9 protein-coding genes are annotated in these 12303 nt (G+C 35.1%); all 9 read right to left on the bottom strand.

Going from position 1 to position 12303, the window contains the following annotated elements:
* Nucleotides 1-180 precede the first annotated feature (180 nt).
* The 9 genes from LB941_RS07455 to walK all read right to left on the bottom strand — a co-directional run bounded on the left by LB941_RS07455 (nt 181) and on the right by walK (nt 12298).
* Nucleotides 181-1497, bottom strand: a complete 1317-nt coding sequence (locus LB941_RS07455; protein WP_253360807.1) for a S1C family serine protease — start codon at nt 1495-1497, stop codon at nt 181-183.
* 106 nt (nt 1498-1603) lie between these two features.
* On the bottom strand, nt 1604-2419 hold the full coding sequence (locus LB941_RS07450; RefSeq protein WP_253360806.1) for an MBL fold metallo-hydrolase: 816 nt from the start codon (nt 2417-2419) through the stop codon (nt 1604-1606).
* 79 nt (nt 2420-2498) lie between these two features.
* Nucleotides 2499-3968, bottom strand: coding sequence for a glycoside hydrolase family 1 protein (locus tag LB941_RS07445; protein ID WP_253360805.1), 1470 nt, complete (start codon nt 3966-3968; stop codon nt 2499-2501).
* A gap of 390 nt (nt 3969-4358) precedes the next feature.
* Nucleotides 4359-5840 carry a glycoside hydrolase family 1 protein gene (locus LB941_RS07440; protein WP_253360804.1) on the bottom strand — a complete coding sequence of 494 codons (1482 nt, stop codon included), beginning with the start codon at nt 5838-5840 and terminating at the stop codon, nt 4359-4361.
* Nucleotides 5841-5859: 19 nt separating this feature from the next.
* Nucleotides 5860-7710: a glucose PTS transporter subunit IIA gene (locus tag LB941_RS07435; protein ID WP_253360803.1), complete on the bottom strand. Its 1851-nt coding sequence runs from the start codon at nt 7708-7710 to the stop codon at nt 5860-5862.
* Entirely contained in the window at nt 7697-7864 is a 168-nt protein-coding gene (locus LB941_RS07430) for a hypothetical protein (protein WP_253360802.1), read from the bottom strand. Before LB941_RS07430 ends, LB941_RS07435 begins: the two co-directional genes overlap by 14 nt.
* A 443-nt stretch (nt 7865-8307) precedes the next feature.
* On the bottom strand, nt 8308-9105 hold the full coding sequence (locus LB941_RS07425) for a two-component system regulatory protein YycI (RefSeq protein ID WP_253360800.1): 798 nt from the start codon (nt 9103-9105) through the stop codon (nt 8308-8310).
* Nucleotides 9106-9120: 15 nt separating this feature from the next.
* Nucleotides 9121-10437, bottom strand: a complete 1317-nt coding sequence (locus tag LB941_RS07420; protein WP_253360799.1) for a YycH family regulatory protein — start codon at nt 10435-10437, stop codon at nt 9121-9123.
* The gene (gene walK, locus LB941_RS07415) at nt 10427-12298 is read right to left on the bottom strand and encodes a cell wall metabolism sensor histidine kinase WalK (RefSeq protein ID WP_253360798.1); all 1872 of its coding nucleotides are present in this window, start codon (nt 12296-12298) and stop codon (nt 10427-10429) included. The genes LB941_RS07420 and walK overlap by 11 nt, the downstream gene beginning before the upstream one ends.
* Nucleotides 12299-12303: the final 5 nt, after the last annotated feature.

Genomic DNA, 12303 nt, shown 5'->3' with positions numbered 1-12303 from the left:
TTTTACCCTTTAATATCAATAGATTCAGCCTTTATTTCCAAGGTAATTCACAGGCTTATACACAGGGTAAATCATTTCTGTGGATAAGTTCTTTAGCTATTCTTAATTTTTATACATTATCTAGAACACGAAAAAACAAATCAATTTTTTAGTTCAAATTGATTTGTTTTTTACTCATTTCTAATTGCCTGATTCTGATGTTGTGGTAGTTGTATTTGAATCAGTTGCCTCAAGTGATAATGTTACCTGTGAGGTCTTTAAGCTTCCATCATGGTAGTATTTAATGGTTACAGTACTTCCAACTTTATGTGAATACAACGCTGTCTTTAGACTTGATATTCCCGTTACCTTTTTACCACCTAAACTAACAATTACATCATATTTAGAGACAACACCTTTTAGTGGTGAACTTGAACTAACTTTCATAACAACTACACCACTTGAGACACTAGTAGGTAATTTCAATGTATTTTTCTGTGCATCATCTGATACATAATCTAAGTCAATCGTTGATATTCCTAATGCTGGTCGAGAAACCTTACCATTTTTTACTAACTGATTAATAATCGTAACAACTTCATTACTTGGAATTGCAAATCCCATTCCTTCGACAGAACTACTGCTACTACTTGAACTTGTACTTGAACTAGATGATAGTTTCATTGAGTTAATTCCAACAACTTGGCCCGCTAAATTAATTAAAGGACCACCTGAATTACCCGAATTAATCGCCGCATCTGTTTGGATTACTGTTGCCTGACCGGTTGTTTCACCTGAACTGTTTGTAATATCAATCGTGCGTTTCTTAGCTGAAATTATTCCTTCTGTTAGTGAACTAGCATATTCTGAACCCATTGGTGAGCCAATAGCTAATGCTGTTTCGCCAACTTTAATGTTATCTGAGTTGCCAAATGTAGCTGTTTGCGTTACATATTTTGCATTAATCTTCAATACCGCTAAATCAGATACTGAATCATGCCCTACTAATTTAGCTTTAACTCGCTTGCCACTGTATAACAGAACATAATAGCTATCTGCACCCGAAATTACATGATTGTTAGTCACAATAAAAGCTGTATTGTTAGATTTTTTATAGATAACACCTGAGCCTTCACTTTCTGAAGTTGTTGATGATGAATCTCCATCACTATACCCGAATAAAGAATCCGATGACGATGATTTTTCATAGGCTTCAACTGTTACAACAGCATGCTTTATTTTATTATAGGCTTTAGTGGCCTGCGTACTAACATTAACCTTAACGTTACTTACTGTCGTCGTCCCTTGACTATTTTCGGCAGTATCACTGTTATTTTGATAAAGTACATATCCACCAACAGCAATTCCTCCACCTATTAACCCTGCAATCAGTGCAATTATGAATGTTTTTGTCAGAGATGACCATTTTTTGCGAGGTGGTCGCTTATTGCTTCCATCAGTAGTTTCTTGCTCATTTTCAACTACCGTTTCGTTTAATTTCTTATCATCTTCATCCATGCATCAATTCCCCTTCCATCTTTTATAATATTAAGTTTATTTTAGCTAGAAGTTATGAAATTTTCTTGAATATAATGGTAACTTAAATATTTAACTGCTGAAACTACTACAAGTCTATCAGCGGTGTTGCTTCTTGAGGATCCGTGTCATAGATATTGAAATCATGTCCTACCCCTAAATCATTTTGTTTCATTAAAGAGGCCACAGTCATATGCGCTAGAGGTTTCATGTTATTTTCACGACTTAAATGGCCTAAATAAATTTTTTTGGTATGATTACCAATTACATCCATCATTGCATTAGCGCCATCACTATTAGATAAATGACCTTTATCACCCAAGATTCGCTGCTTTAACTCCCATGGATAACTTCCAACCCGCAACATTTCTGTATCGTGATTACACTCGAACAAATAGGCATTTGCATCGCTTATAATACCACGTACGTTTTCTGACACATAGCCAGTATCTGTTAAAATTACAAACGACTTACCAGCATGATGAAATTCGTAAAATTGAGGTGCTACAGCATCGTGGGAAACACCGTAGCTTATCACATCTAAGTCATCGAGACTTTTGGTTGTCCCCATATCAAATAAATGTCGTTGCTCAGTGGGAACTTTCCCAATTTTGGGTAGCATGGCTTGCCATGTTAGTTCATTTGCATAAACATCCAGTCCATAACGCCGTGCTAGTACCCCCACTCCTTGAATATGATCAGTATGCTCATGCGTTACAAAAAGACTATCTACATCTTTTAGTGTTCGTCCAATTGACCCCATCAGTTTTTCAATTTTTTTACCTGAAAGACCTGCATCCACTAATACCTTATGTTTAGGAGTTTCAATATAGGTTACGTTTCCGCTGCTTCCACTAGCAAGCACACTAATCTTTAACGCATCATCTTTTTTTTCTTGCGCCATTAATTATTATCTCCTTCAAAAATATCTATCTTCTTCATAATAACAATTTAGCGCATAAATTTCATCTTATTTAATATTGTTACTCTTCTTCAAATAAAGCTTCACCATTTGTGGCAATTACCTTTTGATACCAGTAGAAAGAATCTTTTTTATATCTTGCATACGTTCCATTTCCTTCATCATCTGCATCAACATAAATAAAGCCATAACGTTTGGTCATTTGCGAAGTTCCTGCACTTACTAAGTCAATCGGTCCCCAAGATGTATATCCAATTAAATTGACGCCTTCTTTTATAGCCGCGTTCATCTGTTTAAGATGTTCTTTAAAATACTTAATTCGATAATCATCATGTACTTTTCCGTTTTCAAACTTATCTAATGCACCCATTCCATTTTCAACAACCATTAACGGCACTTGATAACGATCATATAATTCTAATAATGAAATCTTTAATCCTTCAGGATCAATTTGCCAACCCCAATCTGTTGATGGCAAATAAGGGTTTTTCACACCTAAAACCGTATTGCCCGGTGTTCTTTCTGCATTCTCATCATTTGAAGCAGTCGTTGACATATAGTAGCTAAATGTTAGAAAATCAACAGTATTTTCTCTCAAAATATCATAATCTGAATCTTCTATCTGTAGTTCAATATTATTATTCTTAAAATATTGTTTCATTAATTCTGGATATGCACCCTTAACTTGTACATCTGAGAAAAAGTAATTATGCAAATTCTTCTTTAATGCTAGTTCTACATCTTGTGGATTACAGGTCAATGGATAAGTTGTCAATTTCGTTAGCATACAGCCCATCTGGCTCTTAGGATATTTTTCATGCAAATTCTTTGTAGCTAGTGCACTGGCTACAAATTGATGGTGCAAAGCTTGATAGTTTTCTTGAATCTCCTTGCCCGGTGCGCAACACTCTGGAATAATTCCCGCACTTGTGAAAGGATGGCGTGTTACACTATCAATCTCATTAAATGACAGCCAATACTTAACATAATCTCCAAAATATTCAAAGCAAGCATTACTAAAACGAACAAAATCTGCAATTACTCGTCGCGATACCCAGCCATTATATTTCAAACTTAAATTAAGTGGCATTTCATAGTGTGACAACGTTACAATCGGTTCTATCCCTAGTTCTTGCATCTTTTTAAAAACATTCGTATAAAACTTAATTCCCTTTTCATTTGGTTCTAGTTCCTCACCAGTTGGAAATAATCTTGTCCAAGCAATTGAAAGACGGAGTGTTTTAAAGCCCATCTCAGCAAACAAATTTAAATCTTCCTCGTAATGGTGATAAAAATCAATTCCTCTTCGCTTAGGATAATTCTTTGTTCCTGTTTCCGCCATAGCTTCTTTAATTGCTTCTAAACTAATTGCTGCATGCTTAGCGTAATCTTTATTGCTAACATTAGGTTTATAACTAATAACATCAGCAACAGATAGTCCCTTATCGCCCGTGTTCCATGCCCCTTCTACTTGATTAGCCGCAATTGCGCCACCCCATAAAAAATTTGCTGGAAATTTTGCTTTACTCATTGTTTTCCTCCTTTATAGCTATGAATATTCATTTTGATTATACCATCGTTACTTCATAGATTAACAGACAGGTGCTCTTTCATTTTCCATTTGGCAAGTTCTATAATTCCTTAAAGATAGCACTGTATTACCACGATAATAACAAAGCGAGCATTAAAAGTAAGCATTACTATAGTCCTGATACTTTAATATAATTTTAATATGTGCAATCATAAAATTACTTGTCTTGAAATTTCCACATAATATAATTTCTTGAGAATTGGATATTACCAAATTTTCTATTAACTATGAATTACAATTTTGTTTAGTCTCCCATTTTTATAAGTATATTTAAAGTCTACGTCAAAAAAGGTGCTAATCGTTAATATTAGCATCTTTGAAATCATTAATTTAATTATCAGTCAAAGTAGCACCATTCGTAGCAATAACTTGCTTCATCCATTGATAGGATTTTTTAGGAGTACGCTTCAAACTCCCCTGTCCTTGGTCATCCATATCAACGTAAACAAAACCATAGCGTTTCTTCATTTCACCGGTCGATAAGGAAACTAAATCAATTGGTGCCCACATCGTATACCCTAAACATGGAACATGGTCGATATTAATAGCATCAGCCATTGCTGAGAGATGCTGTTGCAAATAGTCAATTCGATAATCATCTTCAACATAGTCCTGGTCATCAGCTTGGTCAATGGCTCCCATTCCGTTTTCAACAATAAAAATTGGTTTTTGAATGCGATCATAAATCTCATTCATACAATACCGTAACCCTAGCGGATCAACAGGCCACCCCCATGGTGTTTCGTCCAAATATGGATTAGCACTACCGCCAACATTAAACCACTCATCACCGTCTTTTGTTGTATTTGACCGATAGTAGCTAAATGCAATATAGTCGAGTTGTCCAGCATTTAACGTTGCCAAGTCTTCGGGTGCTATTTCTAATTTGTTAAAACCGTGGTGCTGCCAAATCTCTTCTGCATAACTTGGATAATAACCACGTCCCATGATGTCAATGAAATACCAATTTTCACGCCGCGCTTGCATATGATGGAACATATCTTCTGGCTTACAAGTAGCTGGATACAATTCACTCATAGCATACATGGCACCGAATTGACTTTCTGGAATCATCTTATGACCAAGAGATACTGCTTTAGCAGAAGCGACGAACATATTATGTGCCGCTAAATAACGATCATGACCAGTCGCTTGCCGTACACCAGTAGGGCCAAAGCCACGCACAGCATTGATTTCATTAAAGGTTAACCAGTACCGACACCGGTCACCAAAATAATCAAATAAAGTTTGGGCATATTTAACATACGCATCAATAACATACCGTGAAGTCCACCCATTGTATTTAATCGCTAAATTCATCGGCATTTCATCATGACAAATCGTAATCAGCGGTTCCATGTTATACTTCGCCATCTCATTGATAACATCATCATAAAATTTAAGACCAGCCATATTAGGCTCTGTCTCTTCACCGGTTGGAAAAATCCTACTCCAACAAACAGAAAAACGAAATACATTGAATCCCATCCCCGCCATTAATTTGATGTCTTCTTTATAATGATGATAAAAATCAACAGCTTGATGACTTGGATAATATTGGTCATCAAGAAAAACTGGCTTTGCATCATCAGGGATGTCTTCTGCTAAGATAAACGAACTCTTAGGATTAATCAGTTGTCCATCGGATAACCGCATTGTATGATGTCGCGGATGTGCTTGCGAACCATCGGTTTCATAATCATGTGATAAGATTCCTCGGCCACCTTCATTAAACCCACCTTCATATTGAAAATCCGCAGTCGCACCACCCCATAAAAAATCCTTTGGTAAACTTTTAACTTTCTTGCTCATAATCAGAATCTCCCTTATCTTAATTTAATTGCGTACCAACTTTGACCATACCATTAGTTTGTAAGTCAATTTTTTGTCCATTAGCATTAGTAATAATCAACATAGTCGTCAAATCATAGCCCTCTTTTTCTAACTTAGCACGATCAACACGAACAACTGGCTGTCCCGCCCGAACTATTTCATTTTGTTGTACTAACACGTCAAATCCTTCACCTTTAAGGTTGACTGTATCAATTCCGATATGTACCAGTAGCTCAACGCCAGTGTTCGTTACAATACCAAAAGCATGACCTGTTGGAAACATTGTAACCAATTTTCCATTAGCAGGAGCACAAATAAAATCACTGGTCAATTTGAGTGCTACTCCATCGCCTAATACTTTACTAGCAAATGTTTCATCATGTACTTCTGCTAAATCAATTAACTCGCCATCACTAACAGCAGTAATTGCATCATCAGGATAAGTTTTTTGTACCGGTGATGTTACCTTAAATGCAGGTTTTTCATCAATACCTAAAATGAAAGTCACAATCGCTGAAGTTACAATTGCTGCAATAACGGCAATGATCATCGCCATCACAGTTTTTTGAAAAATGGGTAGCGCTAATAGATTTGAGTAACCCATTACGTAAGCCTTCGCCCCTAATAAGCTAGCAATTATTCCACCTACAAAACCCCCAGCCATGACGCCGTACATCGGCTTGCGATACTTCAGATTAACGCCATAAATTGCGGGCTCAGTCACTCCCGCGACAATACAGCCAATAGCTAATGAAATACATTCACTTCTAAATTGACTATTCTTTGTCCGTGCTGCGACTCCTAAGTTAGCACCACCTTCAGACATATTATGCAAAATAAAGGCTGGTCGTAAAATCGCATCATAACCAGGATTGCTAAGTAATTGAGTCATAAATGGTGCTAATGCCGTATGCATACCTGCCATGACCATCCATGGTAAGGCAGCAGCTAGTAAACCAACTGCTAACGGTCCAACTGTACTGTTTAAAAACATGAAAAAGTTCGCAATATATTGTCCTAGCATATTTCCAAGAGGGCCTAAGATCAAGTAGCCTAATGAACCGGAAATAAATATAGTGCCCATACCGACAAAGACAGATCGGAAAATTCCTGGAACAACTTTATTCAAATACTTTTCAGCATAGTAAGCTACGATAGCAATTAATAAAGCTGGTAATAGGGAAGTTCCATAACTGAGCAATTTGACGTTAATACCAAACAGTGTGACCCCCTTTGCTGCTGCGACCATCGTTGTGTAGTTACCATGTAATAATGCAGCTGTTGCTACCATTGCATAAACTGGAGTACCTCCAAGTTTTGTGGCCGCACCATAGGCTACGATAATCGGCATGAAGTAAAACGGAGCATCTGCAATTGCAGATAATAATAAATATGACGGTGTCTTCACATACGCCGCGTCCACAAAACTCACAATTAATAGTAAAACGACTTTTAACATGCCACCGGCAATTAATCCTGGAATTAATGGTGTAACAGATGCTGAAATAAAACCGATAAATTTAGTACCTAAATTTTTCCATGTTAATGGTTCCTGATGCTTTGAAAAATCATCAAGCCTCTCATCAACGCTAGCACTCGCTTGAATATCAAAATCTTTAATAACCGCTTCATATGTCGGAATCAAATTTTGCCCCAAGATGATCATATACTGTTCGCCAGCATAAACCACACCTAATACCCCATCTAACGCTTCTAATGCTTCTTTATTAGCATTACCAACTTCTTTTAAGTTGAAGCGTAAGCGCGTCATACAATGATTGACAGCTTTGATATTGTCAACTCCTCCAACATTTTTCACAATTTCTGCTGATAACTTATGATAGTTCATATATCACAGTTCCTTCCCCTTCGATAATTTTGCCATTTAACCATAGTAATTTTTCCACAAGATAAGCATAACAGGCAGTGGAATCGCTGTCAATGGCAAAATTGCCATTTTTCTTTGAACTAATTTTCAAAAAAGTCAAAATTTTCTTATCCATCACCCCGTTATAAGTGAATTTGCTTATAACTTAATTAATTTCTTACAACATTACTTTCTGGCTAACAAAGCCATTTTAAGTCCTGACATTTTGCTCTTTTGAATTTTTATACTGGAAAAGTTATTTACATCGGACAGCATATTTATCCTAAACTAAATATATATTATATCTACAAAGAATTGATCTATAAGTTTTTTAGGCAACTTCCGGCCATTCTAGGATGAAAAAATTTATCAATCATTTCAACTGAATAAATACGTTCCAAGTTGAAAATAGTTGCAAAAATTACTATTTTGCCAATTTTCATTTAACAAGAATAAAATTAAGCCCATAAATTTCAAAAAATCAAGAAATTTATGAGCTTAATAGCAACTATGAATATTTAAGGTAAAAACTAATTATTTAATCTATTAACACTACTTGCTACTGGGCTTTTTATAGAACTATTGATCTTCCATAACTGCCCCTGTAAAAGCATTGATTCTGCGATAATAGTAACTCTCTGCTGAATTATTACGAATATAAAAATTCCACGTTGGTATATAGATTGTACTATTATTTACCGACAATAATTTTGTATAACCTAGTGCACTCCACTCTATCGTAGAACTGCTTGGAATCTTATTATACTGGTACAGCCATATCAAAGCTCGTTGTTGGCTGATTATTGTTTTCTTTTCCCGTAATGCTTGAACATTACTTAGATAACTTTGTGTATAACCTGTTATATACCCATTTTTTATAGTGAATTTAATTTGTCCGACACTCGAATAAACCGGAATTCCATACACTTGCTGTGCATAAACGATTTGCGAACTACTAGATAACGTTTTTAGATATTTATAGTCTTTACCATGAATTACTTGACTTGAGTCTTTAAGTAAATTATTGATAATCTTTTGTGGATTTTTGTTAGATACTCTAATCAACGTAGCAAATGTCACGCTTAGTTTATGGTTTGAATATGTCCAATCAGAATACTTCAATTGTGATGCTTTATCGCGTAAATCAGAGTTATTCGAACTAGCTACATAATATCCTTGTTCCGTAGTTGCGGAAAGCTTGCCAGTTGTTATCTGATCATTACGAATACTTTTCATTATTGAGCTAACCGAATTAGTTGTTACCGTATTGGTTGTTGAATCCACAAGGTCGTTTTGTTGCATATAAGAATAAACTAAAAATACATCAAGGATAATAAAAGCAACAAAAAAAATCCAAATAATTTTCCTAAAATTCACTTTTTTATCCTCCTTCTAATCATCTGCGTTCAGCATATCCTCGTAATCAATCCATTCACCATTATATTTTACAAAGTACGTTGGCTTTAAATCAATCACTTGTGACGAAGAAACATTGTCATTCCACGTATACCCTATTTCGATGTCTTTTATTTTACTACTATCATAGCCATAATTTAGTAGTCTTTTAATTACATAATTAGTTGCTGGTAACTCAATGGCAGACCCTGCAGCTGGAACTGGAATTTGTAATGTGTATACTGAAAACTCAAGTCTTTCTGCTCCCGAATTGGACAACTGTACACTATATAAACCATCATTGTTATCAGCAATCACCGGATAACCACTAATATAATTTCTAAACGTAACCGTGTGCTTGATACTATCATAATTAGCAAACCGAACATCATCCAAAGATACACCGATATTCTTTAATTCATAAAATCCTTGATTTAGATAATCATTAAATGATAGTGTTTGTGAATTCGATGAATAATTAGCATATGTTACTGCCCCTGTTTTCTTTTTAATGGTCAATCGTTGTGTTGCACTATCCGTGTATGTTGTTTCATTGGTTTGTTCTTTTGTAGTGATTGAACCTGAACTATTCGTACCAAGCAAACGAGTTACAAACAATCCTGCCGTTTCTTTATTTAACAAATAACTATACTGCGAAATTCTAATTCCATTCGTATAATTACGAATATATTTATCGCCCATTTTTTGATAAGTTATTTCCGTCCTAGTGTACTTTTTATTTAGCGTCATTGCTAATAACTTTTTCTGTGTACTTTTCTTTACCTTAACAGTATATACATATTGTTTTGCGTCATTTAATAGATATATCTTGTTCTTTGAGGTCAGAGGTACAACAATTCGTGAAACACCTGCATTATTGTATTTTGTAGCTGTAATACCAAAAACTTTATTCAATGCTCCTAATGTTACAGAAGATGAATAACTTAACACAATGGCATCGCTTTGTTCTAATATAGCCTGATATTTTTCTTGTGAGAGTTCTTTTTTTCGTGTCACACTCCCATATTTCCAATTTGCCAATTGGTTTTTAGCAAGTATGGTTAAGTCAACATTGTCATTAGATAATTGATATATCTTTTTTTCAGCATTGAAAACAATGCTTGTAGGTATATAAATATCACTGAACTTCTTTTGAGTTGTATTAACAATCGAATTTGCTTCATTAGAATTACTCGTTGAAGTCGCAACGCTTTGCGTGGTGGCCGGATTAATCCAGATTAAATACGAGAACATGAGACTAATAGCCAGTGCAATAATAAGACCAAATGGTAATAAATATCTGCTAAGCTTCATCCCATGCATCCTCCTCATACTCTTCGTATGGTAAAGAAATATAAAATGTTGATCCTTTACCTTCAATACTATCTACCCAAATTTTGCCATTATGCATCTCAATAACTTCTTTTGAAATAGCCAACCCTAATCCTGTTCCGCCTTGTGCACGTGAACGGGCTTTATCCACTCTAAAGAATCGGTCAAACACATGGCCTAAATCCTTTTTAGGAATTCCTAAGCCTTGGTCTGTGATGCTCAAAATAACATGATTATGCGTTTCTAATAATCTACATGTTATTACACTACCATCTGGAGAATACTTAATCGCATTATTCATAATATTATCAATCACTTGGATAAATTTATCTGTATCTATTTCTACCCACAAATCGCGCTTGGTAAAATCACGTTTAATTGTATAGTTCTTTTCATTTTCCTTCTGATTATCACTATTATCTTTATCAATAATCATATCGAAGCGATTCAAAATATAATTAAACAGTTCATTCAAGTTAACTAATTCTAGTTCTAATTGAACTCGTCCTGAATCCATTCTGGATAAACTTAACAATTCATTAATCATTTTAATCATGCGATCAGTTTCGTTTTGAGTAACCTGTAAAAAAGCTGGTGCGACTTTAGGATCTTTCCATGCACCATCATTTAAAGCTTCAATATAACTACGCATACTAGTTAATGGTGTTCGCAACTCATGCGAAACATTTGAAACAAATAACCGCCGCTCTCGATCAATTTTTTGTTGTTCAGTAACATCATGTAACACACAAACTAGGCCCGAGATAAAACCTGACTCTCTTTGAATCAATGAAAAATATGCATTTAAAACTTGTTCATGCTCAACATCTGAAAAGTCTAAAATAATTTCATCTTGATTTTCTAGTAATTCGCGTAGTGTATATTGCGAACGAATATCTAAAACATCTAGAATCGATTTACCAATTATTTCGTCTGCATTGACATTTAAGTCATCTGATGCCATTTCATTGATAATCGTAATATTTCCTCTTCTATCTGTTGCAATCACACCATCTGACATATGTGATAAAACTGAATCTAGTCGCCGTCGTTCAGCTTCTGATGTTTCTTGTGCCTCTTCCACTCGCACAGATAAATTATTTACCGCTTGTGCTAATTGACCTAACTCATCTGTTCCATAAATATGCACTTGCCCAGAGTAATCTCCCCGTGCAATTCGTGTTGTCTGTTTTTTCATCTCGTCTATTGGTCGTGTAATCGCCCGTGAAATTACAATTGCCAAAGCTAAACCAATTGCTGTCGCAATTAGAGAAGCTGTTGCAAAAATAACAACTACACTATTGATAGAGTCATAAACAGTTTCCATATTAGACTTAACGTAAACTGCACCCACAACCGTATTCGTATTCCCACTTGCACTTAATAGTGGTGTAATCGAGATGTAATATCGATTATTATCACTTTTATCATATGTAGTTTTGGTAAATGTTCGCCCATTATAAATAACTTGCTTAATTTCTGTATCAGTCGTTTTTTGGCCAACCAACGAATGTGTATTTACATCACTATCGCCGCGGATAGTTCCCTTAGCATCAACAACTTGAACTTCACTGATATTTTCATTATTAATATCTTCAAAGACTTTTTTTATTTTTTTGTTTGCTTCAGTGGTATTAGTACTGTTTAAACTACTAATAAGTGAGTTATCAATATACGTTGACAACTCTACCCGCTGTTTAAAAGACTTAATATTATCACTTTTTAGCCGTTGCACAAAAACAGCCCCTACTATTTGGAACGTTATTAAGAGTAATAACGCAAATACCAGAGCTATCTTAAAATGAATTGATTGAAAAAAGTGTAATTTCTTGTTCACACCCATGTTTT

Source organism: Ligilactobacillus ubinensis, from assembly GCF_024160875.1.
Classification (GTDB): domain Bacteria; phylum Bacillota; class Bacilli; order Lactobacillales; family Lactobacillaceae; genus Ligilactobacillus; species Ligilactobacillus ubinensis.
Note: the sequence above shows the minus strand (reverse complement) of the source record. Positions and strands in the feature narration are given on the sequence as shown.